The 19395-nt window shown below is 36.2% G+C and carries 18 protein-coding genes, 2 pseudogenes and 1 riboswitch; of the genes and pseudogenes, 5 read left to right on the forward strand and 15 right to left on the reverse strand.

All coding sequences use genetic code 11. The annotated features are described in order from the left end of the window. Nucleotides 1-210: 210 nt before the first annotated feature. Nucleotides 211-1392 carry an IS200/IS605 family element RNA-guided endonuclease TnpB gene (gene tnpB / locus ACWNMZ_RS01330; RefSeq protein WP_251627900.1) on the reverse strand — a complete coding sequence of 394 codons (1182 nt, stop codon included), beginning with the start codon at nt 1390-1392 and terminating at the stop codon, nt 211-213. Nucleotides 1393-1509: 117 nt separating this feature from the next. On the opposite strand from tnpB, the gene ACWNMZ_RS01335 reads away from it, so the two are divergent. Continuing rightward, nucleotides 1510-2085 (forward strand): SDR family NAD(P)-dependent oxidoreductase, encoded by a 576-nt coding sequence (locus ACWNMZ_RS01335; RefSeq protein WP_449598258.1) that lies wholly within the window; start codon nt 1510-1512, stop codon nt 2083-2085. Nucleotides 2086-2175: 90 nt separating this feature from the next. On the opposite strand, the gene ACWNMZ_RS01340 is transcribed toward ACWNMZ_RS01335, so the two are convergent. Beyond that, nucleotides 2176-2733 (reverse strand): DNA-3-methyladenine glycosylase I, encoded by a 558-nt coding sequence (locus ACWNMZ_RS01340; RefSeq protein ID WP_251627902.1) that lies wholly within the window; start codon nt 2731-2733, stop codon nt 2176-2178. Nucleotides 2734-2929: 196 nt separating this feature from the next. Here ACWNMZ_RS01340 and ACWNMZ_RS01345 point away from each other — a divergent pair, with 196 nt between their 5' ends. Continuing rightward, entirely contained in the window at nt 2930-3856 is a 927-nt protein-coding gene (locus ACWNMZ_RS01345; protein ID WP_251627904.1) for a sigma-70 family RNA polymerase sigma factor, read from the forward strand. 52 nt (nt 3857-3908) lie between these two features. On the opposite strand, the pseudogene ACWNMZ_RS01350 reads toward ACWNMZ_RS01345, so the two are convergent. Continuing rightward, nucleotides 3909-4651, reverse strand: a pseudogene (locus tag ACWNMZ_RS01350) (SDR family oxidoreductase). Between the two features lie 381 nt (nt 4652-5032). On the opposite strand from ACWNMZ_RS01350, the pseudogene ACWNMZ_RS01355 reads away from it, so the two are divergent. Further along, nucleotides 5033-5266: pseudogene (locus ACWNMZ_RS01355) on the forward strand (helix-turn-helix transcriptional regulator); the annotation flags it as partial. Between the two features lie 89 nt (nt 5267-5355). Here ACWNMZ_RS01355 and brnQ read toward each other — a convergent pair. Together brnQ and ACWNMZ_RS01365 are read right to left on the reverse strand one after the other, a co-directional pair. Beyond that, the gene (gene brnQ, locus ACWNMZ_RS01360; RefSeq protein ID WP_251627906.1) at nt 5356-6684 is read right to left on the reverse strand and encodes a branched-chain amino acid transport system II carrier protein; all 1329 of its coding nucleotides are present in this window, start codon (nt 6682-6684) and stop codon (nt 5356-5358) included. A 115-nt stretch (nt 6685-6799) separates the two neighbouring features. Next, nucleotides 6800-7273, reverse strand: coding sequence for a GNAT family N-acetyltransferase (locus ACWNMZ_RS01365; protein WP_251627908.1), 474 nt, complete (start codon nt 7271-7273; stop codon nt 6800-6802). A gap of 133 nt (nt 7274-7406) precedes the next feature. On the opposite strand from ACWNMZ_RS01365, the gene ACWNMZ_RS01370 reads away from it, so the two are divergent. Further along, entirely contained in the window at nt 7407-7883 is a 477-nt protein-coding gene (locus ACWNMZ_RS01370; protein ID WP_109769223.1) for a DsrE/DsrF/DrsH-like family protein, read from the forward strand. A gap of 61 nt (nt 7884-7944) precedes the next feature. Here the strand turns inward: ACWNMZ_RS01370 and ACWNMZ_RS01375 are convergent, their stop codons facing one another. From ACWNMZ_RS01375 to ACWNMZ_RS01385, 3 genes are all read right to left on the reverse strand, one after another. Further along, nucleotides 7945-8814 carry an aminoglycoside 6-adenylyltransferase gene (locus ACWNMZ_RS01375; RefSeq protein ID WP_251627910.1) on the reverse strand — a complete coding sequence of 290 codons (870 nt, stop codon included), beginning with the start codon at nt 8812-8814 and terminating at the stop codon, nt 7945-7947. 120 nt (nt 8815-8934) lie between these two features. Then, entirely contained in the window at nt 8935-10509 is a 1575-nt protein-coding gene (locus ACWNMZ_RS01380; protein ID WP_251627913.1) for an MFS transporter, read from the reverse strand. 172 nt (nt 10510-10681) lie between these two features. Beyond that, on the reverse strand, nt 10682-11371 hold the full coding sequence (locus ACWNMZ_RS01385; protein WP_109769220.1) for a CPBP family intramembrane glutamic endopeptidase: 690 nt from the start codon (nt 11369-11371) through the stop codon (nt 10682-10684). A 90-nt stretch (nt 11372-11461) separates the two neighbouring features. On the opposite strand from ACWNMZ_RS01385, the gene ACWNMZ_RS01390 reads away from it, so the two are divergent. Continuing rightward, nucleotides 11462-12214: a MerR family transcriptional regulator gene (locus tag ACWNMZ_RS01390; RefSeq protein WP_251627915.1), complete on the forward strand. Its 753-nt coding sequence runs from the start codon at nt 11462-11464 to the stop codon at nt 12212-12214. Between the two features lie 39 nt (nt 12215-12253). Here the strand turns inward: ACWNMZ_RS01390 and ACWNMZ_RS01395 are convergent, their stop codons facing one another. The 7 genes from ACWNMZ_RS01395 to ACWNMZ_RS01425 form a co-directional block, all read right to left on the reverse strand. Further along, nucleotides 12254-13588, reverse strand: coding sequence for a TrkH family potassium uptake protein (locus ACWNMZ_RS01395; RefSeq protein ID WP_251627917.1), 1335 nt, complete (start codon nt 13586-13588; stop codon nt 12254-12256). Between the two features lie 164 nt (nt 13589-13752). Next, a riboswitch (cyclic di-AMP (ydaO/yuaA leader) is annotated at nt 13753-13906 on the reverse strand. A gap of 156 nt (nt 13907-14062) precedes the next feature. After that, nucleotides 14063-14566: a hypothetical protein gene (locus ACWNMZ_RS01400; RefSeq protein WP_109769218.1), complete on the reverse strand. Its 504-nt coding sequence runs from the start codon at nt 14564-14566 to the stop codon at nt 14063-14065. After that, entirely contained in the window at nt 14559-15044 is a 486-nt protein-coding gene (locus ACWNMZ_RS01405; protein WP_449598259.1) for a hypothetical protein, read from the reverse strand. The genes ACWNMZ_RS01400 and ACWNMZ_RS01405 overlap by 8 nt, the downstream gene beginning before the upstream one ends. A 209-nt stretch (nt 15045-15253) precedes the next feature. Continuing rightward, entirely contained in the window at nt 15254-16057 is an 804-nt protein-coding gene (locus ACWNMZ_RS01410; protein ID WP_109769216.1) for an ABC transporter ATP-binding protein, read from the reverse strand. Continuing rightward, nucleotides 16057-17088, reverse strand: a complete 1032-nt coding sequence (locus tag ACWNMZ_RS01415; RefSeq protein ID WP_251627921.1) for a FecCD family ABC transporter permease — start codon at nt 17086-17088, stop codon at nt 16057-16059. The genes ACWNMZ_RS01410 and ACWNMZ_RS01415 overlap by 1 nt, the downstream gene beginning before the upstream one ends. Continuing rightward, nucleotides 17085-18119, reverse strand: a complete 1035-nt coding sequence (locus tag ACWNMZ_RS01420; RefSeq protein WP_251627923.1) for a FecCD family ABC transporter permease — start codon at nt 18117-18119, stop codon at nt 17085-17087. Before ACWNMZ_RS01420 ends, ACWNMZ_RS01415 begins: the two co-directional genes overlap by 4 nt. Continuing rightward, nucleotides 18120-19169 (reverse strand): iron-siderophore ABC transporter substrate-binding protein, encoded by a 1050-nt coding sequence (locus ACWNMZ_RS01425; protein WP_235251575.1) that lies wholly within the window; start codon nt 19167-19169, stop codon nt 18120-18122. Between the last annotated feature and the right edge of the window lie 226 nt (nt 19170-19395).

Genomic DNA, 19395 nt, shown 5'->3' on the forward strand with positions numbered 1-19395 from the left:
GAGAGGACAATTCTCCCCCTTTCCATCCCATTTATAACCGCTAATGAAAGGCTTATTTAAAAATAGGCATACTAATTCCGATTACTCTACACACAGGCAGAGCCTTTAAGTACTATTAAATTAGTTACTTGAACTACTCACCCCTTATTGACCTTACAGTCTGATTGAAGGGGGAGATTCCTACGAACACCAAAGTATCCTTCAGTTATCTTAGTAGGCTACCCCCGCAGTTCCTGCGGTTAGAAGTCTTAACGCTTCCTTTTTGAGATTGATTGCTGCGTTAATATCTCGATTTTCATGATGGGTATGGCATTTTGGACATTCCCATTCACGTAAGCCAAGATTTTTAACAACTTTGTTTTGGTAGCCACAACAGGAGCAAAGCTGACTGGATGGAAAGTTCTTTGCCACTGTCACCACTTGTTTTCCATACCATTTTGCCTTGTATTCCATCATGGTTTTGAATGCTGACCATGATACTTCACTAATGGCTTTAGCAAGGTTGTGATTTTTTAACATATTTGATACGGACAAATCTTCCATCCCGATTATGTCGTGGTTTTTGACAATATCAGTGGAGATTTTGTGCAAGTAATCCTTTCTTGCGTTTGCCATTTTCTCGTGAATGCGGGCCACTTTTCGTTTGACTTTATACCAGTTTGAGCCACCAACGGTTCGTCTGCTCATGATTCGTTGAAATTCAGCTAACTTTTCTTCCAATGTGCGAAAGAATTTAGGGTTAGAGAAAGTTGTACCATCTGAAAGAATAGCAAAATTTTTTAGCCCAACATCTACTCCAATAGCGGAATGTGTTTTAGGTAACTCTATCACTTCCACTTCTGCACAGATGGAAAGGAAGTATTTTCCTGACGGATTGCGTCTAATGGTAGCACTCCGTATCTTGCCTTCGACTTCACGACTTTTGGCAAAGCGAACAAGGCCAAGTTTAGGCAGCTTCATATAGTTACCTTCAACCGCAATATTTCCGTTTGTATGCTTTGTCGTGTAGGATTGCACAGGATTCTTCTTCGATTTAAAGCGTGGGTACTTATTTTGCTTTTTGTAGTATCGTTTAAAAGAATCAGCCAAGTTTTCAACCGATTTCTGCAAAGCAATACTATCCACTTCTTTCAGAAAAGAATAGTGTTTCTTTAATTCTGGAATTGCCTTTACTGTTTCATATTTGTTCAAACATTTTTCTTTCCAATTATTCGTTGAAAGTTTACTATTTTGAACCATTTTTTCAACAATATACCAATAAGCGTCTTTGTCTTTCTGCTTACCTAGAAAGAAATTGTATGTGAACCTCACACAACCAATCGTTTTATTGATGAGTTCCATTTGTTTTTTATTGGGATAGATACGAAACTTATATGCTTTATTAACGATCAATGCGCTCACTCCCCTAACACGAATATATGTTCTTATTTTACTATAAGAGGATGTGTTTTGGCTATCGCAAACCGACATCCATCTCCCTCTTTTTGTTAGGCTAAAGCCCTGCACACAATGGAAGAAGGAGTCTTCTGTCGGAAAATGACGAAAGCATTGCTGCCAGAACTAAAGAAAGCGAATGGTGCAAAAGTTGTCCAGATAACCTCAAGAGCTCATTGGTTCTCTCCTTTTCATTTTGGTGATCCTAACTTTATCGACACCCCCTATGATAAGTGGGTGGCTTATGGGCAATCAAAAACAGCAGTTTCCTTATTGAGTGTTGCGCTTGATGAATTATATAAAAAAGACAATATTCGATCCTTTGCGGTACATCCAGGAAGTATTGTTACAAACCTCTCTCATAATTTAACAGATGAAGAATTGTCGGAAATGGGAGCAATTAATAAGAACGGAGAACGAGGCTACGATAGCTACAATAATGAACACAAAACCATCAAAGAAGGTGCTGCAACCATCGTATGGTGTGCAGTTAGCCAACAACTAGCAGGATATGGTGGCGTTTATTGCGAAAATGGAGACATTGCTCCCATAGCTACAGACGACACCGATAGAATCGGTGTCAAACCATGGGCTATTGATAAAGAAGCTGCTCATACATTATGGGAAGAAACTCCTCTATTATTTAAGTAATTACAAGGACAGTTGTCCCGCTTCCCTTTATCATATTATGAACAAAAAAGCGAGGGATCAGGAAAATGCCTATCTGGTTCCCCCGCATTCTTAATTCCCATGAAAGGCACAGCTACTAATGTGATCGTTAACTATCCCGATGGCTTGTAGATAGGAATAAATGGTTACAGGGCCGACGAATTTGAAGCCTCTTTTTTTCAAATCCTTACTGACTTTTTTTGAAAGATTGGTTTCTGCAGGAATTTGGCTATCATATTGCCAGTTGGATACGATTGGACTTCCATCTACATAAGCCCATAAAAATTCCGCAAAACTGCCAAACTCTTTTTGTATCTCCATGATTGCTAATGCATTGCTTTTAACCGATTTAATCTTTAACGGATGTTTCACAACTTCCGTATTGGTTCTGATTTTTTCCATATCTAATTCTGTTAAATTTGCACAGTATTCTAAATCAAAATGATGAAAAGCTTGTCTATATGCATCTCGCTTTTTTAACACGATAGACCAAGACAATCCAGCCTGTGCTCCTTCTAACACCAACATTTCAAACAAGTACTGATCATCATGACTTGGCACACACCATTCTTTATCATGATAATCTCGCATCATTTCACTAGAATTTGCCCATGCACATCTAGTTTCCATATAACCATCCTCTTTTCATTAATATTACTAATAGTATAAATCATTTACCTAGACAACATCATGTCATATTTAGATTCAATCACCTCGCTTCTCCTTTCTTTCGATGATAAAATTAACCAAATAATATACATATCCCGTATAATTCTGCACTACCTAACCGTTATACATGTGAAAGAAGTTAAGGAGGGAAAAAACAATGGATAAGCATTTTACAAAAATTTTTACCGATGAATCTAGAAAACTATTACATGAATTTGAAGAAATGATTGCATCCCACTCCAAAGCCTTATGGAACTATTGTAAATATATTACAGGGTCTCCATGGGATGGAGAAGACTTATATCAAGATACCATCATTAAATCGTTTGGAATGGCTCCGCAAAGGTGGCATGAGATTACAGATAAAAAGAACTACCTTTTTCGAATTGCAACAAACGCTTGGATTGACCAATGCAGAAAAAGAAAAAGAGAGATTGGAATATTAGATGATATTCAAACTCCCTCCATTGCTTTTTCTGATCATTTACTCTTAGAAGAGATTCTACTTTCCTTGGAATCAAATTTAACGCCGAAACAAACAGCGGCCTTTCTTCTTATCGATGTTTTCCACTTTAGCGCTGAAGAAGTTGCTGGAATTGTAAAAAGTACTCCGGGTGGGGTATATTCTGCTGTTCAACGGGCTAGGAAAAAAATCGCTTCTTTAGACTTTTCTAAATCCGAAATTTATGCTGGAACTAATTCTGCACAGAAAGAAACGATTCAGGCATACTTGCAAGCTTTCAATGAAGGAAATTTAGATAAGATGTTACGCCTATATAGTGATCAAGCTCAATACGAAGCATTCCTTGGCTTCCAAGAATATTCTAAAGACGAAATGCGTAACGGCTCCCTAATCTATGGGTTACCTGGTCATACAGCAGTAGAAAAAATACTATGGGGAAAACCAGTTATTATCGTTTTAGCCGCAACCGACGACGGATTAAAAATTCATGATATTCAATCACAAGAAATAGAGAATGGCAAAATCGTGAGCCATCAAAGCTACTTCTTTCGAAAAGAATTTATTTTAGCTGCAGCACACGAGCTAGGAATACAAGCCCAATTAGATAAACCAAAATGGTAACAGAGGGACGGTTCACTACCTAAAAGGAAGGGAACCGTCCCTCTAAAAACCATTACGATAACTGGGCAGTCGGTCGTATAATTATTTCATTGATGGATGTATCTTCGGGTTCATCAATCGCAAAGGCAATGGACCTTGCTATACATATGGGTGAAATAGAAATCCCCTCTGTTTTGACACCATTTCCTTAACCTCTCTGGAACTTATTGAATTTGTTAATTCTGTCTTCACAATCCCAGGTGATACGATCGTAGTACGGATGTTTGATTCTGGTGATTCCTCTTGTCGCAACCCTTCCGTAATTGCTCGGACAGCATACTTTGTCCCACTGTATACCGCTGAAGTGGGACTTGTTTGATAACCAGCAACAGAAGAGATATTGATTATATGTCCTCCTTTTTGGTTTCGCATGGTTGGTAAAACAGCAGCAATACCATACAATACACCTTTTATATTAATATCAATCATTCGATCCCATTCATCAACTTTTAATTCCTGCAATTGTGACAACGGCATAACTCCTGCATTATTTATTAGTACATCGATTCTCCCATAATGTTCTAAAGAGAACTTTATTAATTCTTGCATATCTTGAGTAGAAGTGACATCCACTTTAAGAAAAATTGAGTCTCCTCCCTCTTTTTCTATTTCGTTGCATACCTTTTGGAGACGATTTTCTCTTCTCGCCGCAAGAACAATTTTTGCTCCCTTCTTTGCAAGCAATTTTGCTGTAGCTTCCACAATACCGCTAGAAGCTCCTGTTATGATTATAACTTTCGCTTTTGTTTGTTCCATTCCTATCACTCCTATATTTTACTTACATTTCTAATATAAGGAGGAGGCTGGGACAAAACTAAATAACCAATCTTTAAAGACGAACAATCTCTAATTTAGCTCTTAAATAAAGCTACTTTCTCATGATGGTTATCTAAGTTTTTAAATATAGTTAAGTGTAAAAACTAAGTCGTTCCATTGCGCTACAGACGCACGATGCGCCGGGGAGGAAGCTAAGCCTCCTCGCATGCGCTGCGGGGTCTCAGCCTTTCCTCTATTTCCCGCAGGAGTCGAGCGTCCTCCGCTCCATTTCACTTCGTTTTTAAACTTTTTTTCAAACTGAAAAACACGAACTTTTATGTATATTAACTATACAAAAGTTCGTGTTTATTATTAGTTGAAATGCTTTTGTCACAGCCTCAACTTTTTTTAAAGGATTCATTATCTAGGATAAGGAGCGAGCTTTTACATATGAAAATAAGTAGATTGTTTCAAATTGTCTATATCTTACTAGAAAGAAAATCGATAACAGCAAACGAATTAGCCGAGAAGTTTGAAGTTTCCGTTCGAACAATTTACCGCGATATTGAAACACTTACTGAATCAGGTATCCCTATCTATACGACGAAGGACAAATTTCAAATTTAGAAGCTGATTTAGAGTAAATAAAAAGACAGTTCTTTTGCTTCCCTAAAAAGGAAGAAAGAGAACTATCTTTCCTTGTCCTATTTACGAACCAAATACCCAATCAAAGCTCCAATAAATGCGGGTAAAACCCAGCCCAATCCTATTTCATAAAAGGGAAGAATATTTTCATACAAATTCCCAATTTGCTCAAAAAAGCCGAGCTTAGCTTCTGGAATGCTATCTATAAGTGCCTGATAACCATCCAGTATACTTACGAACAACGTTAAGACAATGGCCGTTAAATACACACTCTGCTTTCCTTTAAATAATGGCGAAAAAAGTGCAAGTAAGATAAGCACAATCGCTAAAGGATATAAAAACATAAGCACAGGCACAGCAAATTGAATAATTTTGTTTAAGCCTAGATTTGCAAATAAGAAAGAAACAACACATAGGATAAGCACAAAGGCTTTATAGCTAATCTTCGGGAACGCCTCATGAAAAAACTCACTGCAAGATGTAATTAATCCGATACTAGTTTTTAAACAGGCAAGTACAATAATAATTGCAAGCAGTATTCCACCGAAAGAACCAAAATAATGTTTTGCGACAGCGGCAAAGATAAGCCCGCCATTTTCAAAAGATCCCACAGCTTGTACACTTGAGGATCCCATATAGGTGATAAATCCATAAATAAGCATCATTAACAACATGGCAAAAATCCCTGATTTCCAAGTTGTTTTGGCAATACTTTTTACATCGCTAATCCCCTTCCCTTTGATTGCATTAATCACAACAATCCCAAAGGCAAGTGATGCAAGGGCATCCATTGTATTATAACCCTCTTTAAATCCAGTCATAAAAGCACTATTTATATAGGTTCCTTGTGGCTCTTGAAAGCTCCCCATTGGACGAACAAGACTTACAATAATTAATAAAAATAAAAACAATAAAAAAGCGGGCGTTAAATATCTTCCAATCACATCCATAATCTTTGCTGGATTTAATGAAAAATAGTAAACGAGCAAAAAGAAAAGAAAACTAAAAATAGCCAAAAAAAGCGGAATATATCCATTCTCTATATATGGCTCAATCCCAACTGCAAATGGAACTGTAGCTGTACGAGGAATCGCAAAAAATGGTCCAATTGTTAAGTAAAGAAAGAGAGAAAAGAGAAATCCGAATGCTGGGTGAACACGATCCGAAAGCTCGCGCACACCGTTACTTCCCGATAATCCAATTGCTAATATTCCGAGAAATGGCAGTCCAATAGCCGTAACCAGAAACCCCGCTAGTGCTAGCCAAAAGTTCGTACCAGCAAGCTGTCCGAGCTGGATAGGAAAAATTAAATTGCCTGCTCCAAAAAACATACCAAAAAGCATCGTACCAATCAGAGCATAGGTAGAAAAAGAAATTCTTGATTGCATGATCTAATACTCCTTTAAATAATTCATATAAATTAGATAATACGTGAACATATAAAAGTTCTCAACCACTTCTAAAGGATTTTCTAATAATAGTTCCTTTTTTTGGTCATTCTCTTCATTCCTTTCTTAAAACCTCTCCAGGCAAACCATCCATGTCTCCAATCCATTCAGAAGTAAACCCCAGCTTGATTAAGATTTTCTTCGATGCAATGTTAGTCGGATCAATAATTGCCTTTACGACCTTTACATTTGTTTGTTCTGCTAATGATAGAATGATTCCCGCGATTTTACTTCCATATCCTTTCCCCCATGCATCAGGTAAAAGCATATAGCCAAGTTCTGCCTCCTCCTTTTTCCGTTCATTTACAGTCAAATGACCAAGTCCAATAAACGCTTCCGCTTCTGGATGAAAAAAAGCATAAGAACCAAACACATTATATGTCTCATTGCGATATAGTAATTTCTGAAAATTCATTTTGGCCTCTTCTTCTGGTATTGCTCGCTCTGTAATAAGTGCCATCACACTTTTATCAGATACTAGCTGATAATATAATGGAAAATCATTTACTGTAAACTTTCGATAGAACATATTAGTTCTTCTCCTCCCGTATCTTTTATTTCCCTTTTCCCTCCATTAATTATGACAATCTAGTGAAGTCTGTATACCAAGCACCCTTTGATAGGATGCTAAGAATATTCTAAAACAAAGAAGGGATAATTCAGTGGAAAAAAGATTAAATTTATTAATGTTTAGTGGCGAATATGATAAAGCGATGGCAGGCTTAATTCTTGCAAATAGTGCCCGTGATTTAAATATCGAAGTTACGATGTTTTTCACATTTTGGGGCCTTTTATTGCTTAGAGATCCAGAAAAAATCGATATGGAAGGTAAGTCTATTTATGAAAAAATGTTTGGCGTTCTTACCCCAGAAGACGTGGAAAAGCTCCCTTTATCAAGAATGAACTATGCTGGCATCGGTAAAAGGATGATGCAAGAGATGCTTGATGAAAAAGAGGCACCTCCACTAATAGCTTTCTTAAAAGGGGCTCGAAAAAAACAAATAAAGTTTCTTGCCTGTAAACTATCTGTAGATATTCTAGGATTCAAACAAGAAGAATTTTATCCAGAAGTAGAAATTGTTGATGCAAAGGTGTATTTGGAAGATGCCTTAAAGTCGGATATCCAGCTTTTTATTTAAAAAAAATACACACTTTTCTAAAAAGGCGGTCCATCTGCTTTGCAAATGACCGCCAAAAACTTTAATATATTTCCGTTGCATCAGGCTGTAACTTATAAATATGCCTTAAATGGCTTTTTACCTTATCCGTCTCTTCCAATGGATAACAAAAATCTAACTGTTTTCCAACTTCTAAAGCCACTCTCTCAAATAATGCCGTCATTGAAAATAATGCTCTCCAGACTTGGTCATACTCTCCATTAGGATAGGTCTCCAGCAGTTTCTCCCATGAATGCTCATCAAGATATTGCTTTAAGTACTTACTATTTTTGCCCACACTAAGCGAGAACTCTGTTTTGATGCCAACCTTCCATTCTAGCATTTTTAAAAGCATTGCTCTTACTATATTCATATGATCAATCGCATAGAGGATTTCTTGCCTCCATAATCCCTTAACCACATAAGTGGATACCCACCAGAATTCATTCACACAGTCAGCGAATTGTTCCGCTGTCGGCTTTTTTACCCAATATTCCTTATCTGTACTAGGCGGGACATGTGGAAAATTACCATCCTTATCTAATAAAACCAATGTAAGCCCATCCTCTTGGAAGTAGCTCTCCTTTTGCTCAATCGGAATAAGCGTTAAATCAATCCGGTTCCCATCTGCAAATAACATAAGATAAGAGAATCTTCCACCAAGCGTTGATGGGAATAGAGAAGAATCTTCTGGTGTTTGCATAATGATCCGTTCTCCAAAGATATCAACCCAATCAGGCTCATTCAAAAAAGATTTCATATTATCCACGATATACACAATATCAAAATCTTGAAAAGGATCTTTTGGTACATTGGGATTGGTTCTTGATCCATTCATACAAACAGCTCTCACTCTATGATTCCCATTAGCCACTTTCAGCACTAAATCTAGCATCTGCTTCTCTGTCCGCATTCTATTCCCTCCAATTATATGAAATCGGCTATTCCTCTATTTATAATTGGTGGTGCCCGAATCCAAATAAAATCTCGTTATATAAAGTGCTCTCCATCATTCATCTTCTTCCCACTTCATTTAATAAATAATATATGGTCCAAAAAATATCGTTAATAAAATAATATGTACACCAACAAAATAGATAATTCTTGGTGCCCCTATCCATTCATTCACATGTTTCGTTAACATAGATAAAAGATATGCGATAACGGCAAATAATAATAGATAGACATAAGGACTGCCTGAAAAGGTTAAATATCCCGGTGCACTTGATAATATATTAGGTACAAAGAAACGATCCTTAAATAGTACGGCGGCGACTAAATAAATACCGATTCCCGTATAAAAAATCCATGGTCGATCATAATCTACTTTTCTACTGAAAAACAAATACATAACTATTACAAATAGGATTGGCCATATTAACCAAATGAAAGAAAGAGCAAAAGCAAAAAAGGAAGTAGAAAGCATTCCAAATGTTTTTCCAAGCGCCTGCAGCCAATCTTCCGATGTATGTTTAATTTGCTTGTTTATCCCCGACAGGTCATTGGAAGAAACATAAACTTTATTGCCATCTCCATCAAGATCCATCCAAACAATTGTATTCTCATCTAACCATTGAGGAATAGTGGAAATCGCCGCTGTATTACTGCGCCGTTCCGTTTTGGTATCTCCCTCTTCTCCTATTTCAGATTCATAAATATTGAATCCACTCTTCTCATTATATTTCGTTTCCGTAAAACCATTCGCTTTAAATAAAAGACTCGGTTTTCCATCCCTATAAGTAAAGGCGACATCCGAAATTTCCGTTAATTTCCCGTTCTCTATTGCAGGATCCTGAAATGCTAACTCATACTGTACAGGCGGTTGGGTGCTTGCAATATCAATTTCTACAAAATAGTTAAAATACTCAGGTTTACCTTGTGTTAACTCCAGCTCTTCTTGAAGTAATAATGCTAGTTTCTGTTCCTCTAAAGTGAAGGAAATCCCATTTACTATCTTTCCAGGATCAACCTTTACCTTTGTTTCATATAAATGATTTATTTTTCCATCCTGCAGACGGTATAAAGTTAGCTCGACATTACTTTTTCCCTTGGTAAACAAGAGAATATGTATGCCCTCATCATTCTCTTCAATAGAAATCTTTTCCTTATCTAGATTAATCTCCATCAGTTTCGAAGATTTTTTTGTTTCAGGATTTAATAGAAATAGCGTATTTTCTTTTACATATAGAATAGACGAATCCAGCGGGTAGAATTTCTCTACATCAGCAACTAATTCCGTCTTATTTTGGTCATAAATATTTTTATAGTCAAAATAAATAAGCTGATCATTTCCTTGATAAATTTGTGTCCATTTATCTACCGGAATATCATATTCCTTCTCTTTTTCTATACGAAACTCCTTATTCATTGCTGCCGTATTTAATTTATTTTTCTGAAAAAAGGAGAACAAGTAATGGCCATCCTCTGTTTCTTTTATTGCTGGTAATTTATTTACCTCAGATTGGCCAACTAATAATCCTCTGCTCCAATCTGATTCCGGCTGTGCTGTCACTTTGGAAAAGTTTTGGACAAACAATAAAAACAGTCCTAATAAAATCAGCACACCTGGTATCATCCAATATAGATTTATTCGCATCCAGGTCTTCATCTTATTCCCCCATGTTGTTTCAAATGCACTCTCTTTGTTTTTCGAATATAACAATAATAGCATATTTTCTGACAAAATATGCTATTATTCTACTATTAAAATGTAATATCACAATTTGATACAATAAAATACAAAAAAATTCTATCCTAATTAGTGAATAGATCATTTAATATCAGAAAGACATCGTAGTCAAAATCACAGCAATGCCATTAAACAAACCATGAATAATAATCCCCGGCATAATAGACCCACTCTTTTCATAAGTCCAAGCCAATATAACTCCAGAAACAAAGTTTACTGGTAACGTGTTATAGGTTGGAATATGAACAATCATAAAAATCAAGGAACTTAATAATATGCCCAAGACTTTTCCCCACCTCAGCCGAAACCACTTGTATAAGAAACCACGATATAAAATCTCTTCATATATAGGCGATATTATTGCTGCAGAGATAAAAGCTATACTAAAAGTAAACCAAGTACTTTCATCCTTCAATGCTTCCGTTTTACTATTATCTATCCCTATTTTCATAACATCCATTATAAATAAAATGATAATGCTCATTACAAATAAGAGAAGAAATCCACCTACTATTACTTTCCAATCACTCCTCGGAAATGGCTTTAGCCCGATAGCTACCCACTTCAATTGTTTTGGTTTTAATACAATTAGATAAAGTCCACACATAAACACCACCGCCATTATTAATCCGGTCAATGTTCCTGCATACAAGTTATTTTGGAAGATATCTTGAAATATACGCTGTCCTATATTTTCAATAATAATTGGAACAGCCACAAGAATGAGCAAAAGTATCGCAAACAGTTCCTTATATCCCCAAATCAATTTTTCCTGCTTCATTTAATTATTCCTCCTATACAGTTGATATGTTACATTTAGCTTAAATGGTCACGTTACGTAACCTGCAAGCACTTATTAGGGGGCATTTTTATGAATTTTTATACAACAGGAGAAGTTTCCAAAAAACTATCTATTTCAATACGGACTCTACGATACTATGACGAAATTGGATTAGTTGTACCTTCTAAGAAGGAAGATAACGGAAAAAGATTATATAACGATAATGATGTTTTTTTACTTGAAAAAATTATTTTACTAAAGGCAGCCTCTATTTCTTTACATGATATAAAGCAGATAATCAACCATATCACGATTTTCGAAACAATCACCATTCATAAAGAACAACTAGAGAATCATCTCAAACAGCTTCAACAATCCCTTAATTATACGAACACATTACTTAATATTCTTAAATTAGAAGAAGAACTCGAATGGAAAGAGCTCATTCCTTTATTTACAAAAGAAAAAACAGAATTAAATAAGAAAGAAAAAATAATCAAGTTTATATTTAATAAAGAAGAACAGAGGTTACTTAATGAAAAGCTACCTAAATTAGAAAATGATCCTAAAGATATAACGAAATGGATTCACCTCATTAAACGAATAGAATATTGTTTAGAGGAACAAAAAGCACCCCATTCAAGGGATGCACAACTGATAGCTGAAGAAATACTGTTATTATCTTCAGAAACATTTAATGGGGAAAAAGAATTGGAAGAAAAATTCTGGGAGGTTCGTAAATCAGAAAAAATCTCATCCAGTCTAAATCTCTATCCTATCAGAAAGGAAATTATCGATTTTTTAGAAGAAGCTATTCTTATATTTGAAAAAGAAAAGCATTAAGGAGTGGGAGAGTTCTCTTCCCATAGATATGAACTCTCCTCACCCAGTTAAAATATCTTCTTTCGGATATCGAATTTTTGATTTATTTGGTTTTGCTAAAGAAAAGGCTAACGTTAACGGTCCTATTTTTCCAACGAACATAACAAAAACAATCACCATTTTCCCTATCGACGTTAATTCACCTGTTAATCCCATCGATAAGCCTGAGGTGCCAAAAGCAGAGACTACTTCAAACACAATTTCAAAGAATCTTGCATTATTCTCGGTTACATCCAAAATAAAAATAGCTACACATATCACAGAAAGACTTATTATTGTGATTGCCAATGATTTTACAACGGTTCTATCATCAATAGATCGGTTATAAACAACGATTTCGTCTTTATTTCGTAAGAAAGAGAGAACGGATAATACGATAGCAAGAAAGGTTGTTAGTTTAATACCTCCACCAGTAGAACCACTTCCTGCCCCTATAAACATAAGTAGAATCATTAAAAACAAGGTTGATTCATTTAAGGCTCCAATATCAATTGTATTAAAACCAGCCGTTCTTGGCACTACACCTTGAAAATAAGCAGCTTGGATTTTCCCAGACAAGGATAAATCTCCTAATGTTTGAGGATTATCATATTCAAAGCTGAATACAAGAAACACGGCAATAATATTAATGACAAATGTTCCAACTACCATCATCTTTGTATGCAGGGTAAGTTTTTTAAACTCCGATTTCTTCCACAAATCAAACACAACAGTGAAACCTATTCCCCCAATAATAAAGAGAAAAGAAATAATGATATTAACGACGGGGTCTGCTACATATCTAGTTAAATTGTCTGGCCAGATAGAAAATCCAGCATTATTAAAGGAAGAAATAGAGTGAAAAATTGCTGCATAACTCCCTTTTCCCCATCCCATTTCTGGAACCCACCTGATAGCTAGTAGAACTGCCGCAACAGTCTCAAGAATAATGGAAAATAAAAATAACTGCTTCGCTAATTTAATAATTCCGCCAATAGACGTTTGCCCTAAGGCTTGCTGGATAAGAAGACGTTCCTTAAATCCAATCTTTCTCCCTAAGGTCATAAAAATTAATACAGCAAACGTCATAATTCCTAATCCACCAAGCTGGATTAAACATAATATCACAATTTCTCCGAATAAGGTAAACGAAGCTCCGGTATCAATTACGGCTAAACCAGTAACTGTCATGGCAGAAGTAGACGTGAATAACGCATCTATCCATGAAATGTTTCCATTTGTAGCCAAAGGTACTTTTAAAAGGACTGTACCTAGTATTGTAAAAGCTAAAAATACGAAAATAAGAATCTGAGGTGGGCTTAATGCAATTATATCCTTTTTCTTAGGAATCCTCATTCTTTCCCCTTCTTCCATCCAACATAACGTCCTACAAAATGATTCTTTCATAGCTTGCGCGAAATTTTAGATTCCATCATTTTTCATTCTAAAATTCACACGCCAAAAAACCACAGAGGTATCCTACTGTGGTCCATGAATTACGCAATGAGCACAAGTTCGATTCACTCTTCTTACAACGCTTGCGAAGTTAGCAGTCGGATTCGGGTCTAAGAAATAACCCTACCTTTCATAAAAAGGACTCACCCCTAGTGATTACTCACAAAAGAATTGGGTCCTCCGCTCCTCCTACAATGGAGAATTCAGCGACATTACTTGAAATTTATTATTTTTTTGTATCTTACTCCTGTTAATAGAGGTTTGTAAAGGTCTATTTAGGTTAAAATTCAGGCAAAAACAAGAAGTAATATCTTCTTCTCATTCGCATTCTTTCTTTTTCTAATCAAGGCTATTATTTATACTTATCAAGGATAGCTAATATTGTTCCTCTCCATATTCTTGAATCATTCTATAAAAGATCACCCAAATGCTTATCACTAATAAATAAATAACAAAAGAATAATAGATGGTATATCCATGTTGGTAGTGGAAAATACCAATGATACCGCAAAGCCGCTCAACTCCAACACTTACAAGTGCCCAACCTAAAATATACAATATAATAAAATTAGGTTTGATGTTAAAGAGATCGTATAAATAAAAGAAAAGATAACTGATTGGCGCATACATCACATGGGATAAAAAATCCATAAGTTCAAAGGAAGAACTATCATTGATTATATAATAACGAACTGGCAATACACTTAAAGTATGATCAAACAAGAAACCAAAAAAAACGCCACACATGAGATACACACTGGTTGTCTTTTTGGGAAATCGTTTTGGAAGTATGAACACCACCAAAAATCCAACAAGGAGTGAAATGATAATACTCCACTCATTCGTATTAAAACTATTATCGTAGCGTATTTCATTCATTTTTTTTCATTTCTCCTTTATCTAGACCAATAAACCAGCGTGCTATCCACCATACTGATAGCATAAACACCCCATACATAAGAACAGAGTAATATTCGTTCCATTTAAGGAATGTAAGGATATCAGTTCTCAAATATATTCGGTCTTCTAATGATAAGCATAAAAGAATGGTTGCCGCAGCTCCCCATCGCCATTTTGCTTTCCAATTAGATTGAAGTACACATACAGACAAAAGAATTTGAAAGGGTATTACAATAAAACGACATATATACATGGCAAAAGAACCTTCCACACTTCGAGTAAGTGGCACCCATTGCAAATTAACATCAAGTATAGTAAACAAAGTAATCGTTGATATTCCGATTATAAAGTACAAAAAAACCATTTCAGTAAGTGTTAACCCTTTAGGAACAATCGCAAATACAATCAACACGAAACAAGCTAACAATGCTAGAATAGCGAGGGACATGATAATCATCCTTTAAATTGGCATATAACAGATAATATTCCCAAAAATTATAACGTTATTTATAAAATAAAGATTTCTCTAAGGAAATGGTTCTAAAGACTTTCTTTCCACAAGTGCATTTTGCTCCATATATAACATCTTAAGCAATCGAAAAAACCCTTCAAGCTTTAAAACTTGAAGGGTTTTTTTCCATAAAAATATGCCTATATTGATTTCCTCTATATTTTGACGTGATACCTGCCCTTAGGGACAACTAAAGGAGTACCAGAGACTGGATCATTAATAACTGTACAATTGAGGCCAAAAATATCTTCAACTAATGTACTCGTAATAATATCTGCTGGTTTTCCTTCTCCTACAAGTCTCCCTTGTTCCAGCGCAAAAATATAATCTGCATAACGTGCAGAAAGGTTGATATCATGTAGAACCATTACAATCGTTGTCCCGTATTTCCGATTTAGATCGGTTAACAGATCTAAAATTTCTACTTGATAAGTGATATCTAAGAAAGTTGTCGGCTCATCAAGAAATAAAATATCTGTTTGCTGGGCTAATGCCATCGCAATCCAAACACGCTGTCTTTGCCCACCGGATAGCTCATCAATATCACGATTGGCAAATTCCGTTATCTTCATAATTTCCATTGCATCGGCAACCGCTTCATAATCCTTTTTTGACCAACCACTCAAGAAAGATTGATGAGGAAATCTCCCTCGCCCAACTAAATCTGCTACCGTTATTCCTTCAGGCACAATAGGAGATTGCGGTAAAATGCCAAGAATTCGAGCCAATTGCTTTGGTGGGAACTTACTAATCGACTTTCCATCAAGGGTAATATTACCAGACGAAGATTTAATTAGATTAGATAGTGTTTTTAAAAGAGTTGATTTCCCGCAGCCATTCGCTCCGATTATCACACTTATTTTATTACTCGGAATCTCAAGCTCAATATCTTCTAAGATCATTTTATTTTCATAGCCCGAGGTTAACTTTTCCGCTCGAAATTCATGTATCTTATCCATTACAATTCCTCCTTTCGATTCATTCGAATTAATAGCATGATTAAGTATGGAGCACCTAGTATACCTGTTATCACTCCAACTGGGTATCTAGCAACAAATGCAAATTGCCCAATAAGATCAGATGCTAAAACTAAAATAATCCCCACAAGACCTGCTGGTATAACACTAGAAAAACCAATACCTACTAACCTTTTTGCGATAGGTCCAGAAAGGAATGCGACAAATGCAATGGGTCCTGTTGTAGCAGTAGCTAAAGCAATGATTAGTACCGAACTGATAATCAAAGTAACCCTTGTTCTATCTGTATTAACTCCAAGAGACGTTGCTGTTTGCTCCCCAAGCTCTAACATATCTAATCGCTTTCCAAGCAAGATAATGATAGGTGCAAAGATAAGGACAGTAACCATAAGGGCATAAAGATTCTCCATTTTAGCTCCATTTAAACTACCACTTAACCATCTCATCGCTGTAGGAACATCATGATGCTGTCCGATAAGCAATAAATAGGATATTACCGCATTTAACATTGCCTGTATTCCAATTCCTATCAATATTAACCTACCAATCGAAAAAGAACTTCCTTTTGATAATAGAAAAATGACGATTACGGTAGCTAGTCCACCGATTATAGAAGCAATCGAAACAAACGTACTACTTGCATGAAGAACAATAATACAAAAAACCGCAGCAGCACTTGAACCCGCTGTTATTCCAATAACATTTGGGTTTGCTAAAGGATTACGAAGCATTGTTTGAAATACATGTCCAGAAATACCAAAAGCAAATCCTGCGAAAACACCGGCAACCATTCGTGGAAATCGTATCGTTCCGACCGAAAAGGAGGCTCCTTTTACCTGTTCACCTAGTAACACACTAATTACATCTGTAACGGGATAAATCGTGTTTCCTAACATAAGCATCGTACAGCATAGCGCAAAAGCAATGATTGCAAGAAGCCAAGTTACAAGTATAAAACGACGACGTCTTTTTATTCTACCTACCATAATTAGATTCATTGATTCATTCATCATAACGCACGCATTTTCGCTTTCATAGTTATTAAGATTAAAATTGGAGCACCAATAAATGCCGTGACTACTCCTACTTCGAGCTCACCAGGACTACCAAGAAGTCGGCCACATACATCTGAAATGGTTAGTATAATCGCTCCAGCTACAGCTGACATGGGGATAATATAACGCAAATCAGGTCCAATAAGGAGTCTAATCACATGTGTTGCAAGCAGACCGATGAAGCCAATTGGACCTGCTAGCGCTGTTGCTGCACCACACAATAATACTCCTCCAAATGCCGCAACAAGTCTAAGTGTGCCGGTCCGTACACCCAATCCTGTAGCTACTTCATCCCCTAATGCTAAAGCATTTAAGGCTGGAGCAGAAAAAAAGGCTATTAATATACCAACAAGAAGAAAAGGAACGAAAATAGAGATAGAATCCCAATTTCCAGCCCCAACACTGCCCACCTGCCAAAATCTAAATTGATCCATCACATTGGATCGCGGAATCATAATGGCCATTACTAGAGAGGATAAAGCAGCACTTGTCGCCGCCCCCGCTAAAACGAGCTTAAGGGGGGTGGCACCGCCACTCCCCATCGAACCAATTCCGAATACAAAAATGGCAGTTAAGATTGCCCCTGCTAATGCAAACCAAATGTATTGACCAGCAGTGCCAATATGAAATAAGGATATTCCACAAACAACGAATAGTGCTGCACCTGTGTTTACTCCTAATATGCTAGGATCTGCAATCGGATTACGTGTGACAGATTGCATAAGAGCCCCAGAAACTCCTAATGCAGCACCACACATTAAACTAAATACAGTTCTAGCAATTCTTTGACGAACAACATTTGCCCCATGGGACTGTATGTCAGGATGGAATAATCCATCCATTATTTCATTCCAGCCAACTGTACGAGAGCCAAAAGCAAGAGACGCCAATATACTTATACCGAGTAAGATAATAGAAAATAATAATACGCTCATAAACTTTCTCGGTATTACTAACTGCTTATTTTTTAAAACGGATGTATGATCCATTTAGTTCACTTTACTTACAGCTTCTGAGAGTAATTTTAAGTACTCATCGAGAGTATATTCAATGGAAAGTGTACTTGGTGTTCCTGCTGCTGCAAGTGGCGTATTATCCTCAATAATCACAACAGATCCTCTCTCTACAGCTGGAATTTTCCCGAAAATCGGATCAGCCTGTAAAGCCGCAAGTGTTTCATCATTTCCATAGGAAACGAAAATATCAACATCATTTAATATATCAGCATTTTCAGCACTTACTTCCAAATAGAAACTAGTTGGGTCCGTCATTTGACTTGTTATACTTTCCGGATACTCCATCCCTAACTCTGTAAGGAATTCACCACGAGGATCTGTTGGAGAGTAGATGTAAAACTTCGATAAATCAGAACCATTCATGCTTACGAATGCTGCTTTTTTCCCTTTTATTTCAGGATATTGATTTGCTTTATCAGCAATAAACTTTTCTGTATCGGCAATAAGCTGTTTTCCTTCTTCTTCCATGCCCATTCCCATTGAATTGTACGTTACTTGTTCACGCCAAGACGCTACCCAAGGACTTTCTTGATAGGCAACCACTGGTGCAATTTCACTTAAAGTATCATATTCTTCTTGTGTAATACCAGAATATGCTGCAAGAATAACATCCGGATTCGAATCGGCAATCGCTTCAAAATCTAAACCATCAGTATCTTGATAAATGGTTGGATTTTCTTCACCTAGCTCTTCTAGTTTTTCTGCCGTCCAAGGTAACATGCCGCTATCATCTTGAACACCATAATTTGCTGCAGAGAAACCAACTGGAACAACGCCTAGTGCAAGTGCAACATCTTGGTTGGACCACGCAATAGTAGCAACGCGTTCTGGCTTCTCTTCAATTACGCTTTCACCAAACGCATGTTTAATTGTGATTGGATACTGAGAATCTGTATTGGAATCAGCGGACTTTTCTTCATCCGTTTTCGGAGATGACTGACTTGAACAACCTGCTAGTAAAAGAATTGCAACAACTGAGAATAAGAAAATTTGAATAAATGACTTTTGGCGTTTTTTAAACATATGTATGTCCTTTCCTTTTTCTAGTCTTTATAATAGTTAATGATTATCATTCTCAATTATAATACTTGGTTTTTATTTTTCTGTCAATTATAAATGAGAAAAATAAATGCTATTATGAATGTTTCTGTCGAAAAATAGAGAAAACGATTAAAACTGTTAAAAAGCTACTATTAAAAAGGCAATAATTCCAGAAGAATTATTGCCTTTTTTCGAAATATCCACATTT

It is taken from the genome of Niallia sp. Marseille-Q9988 (assembly GCF_976954375.1).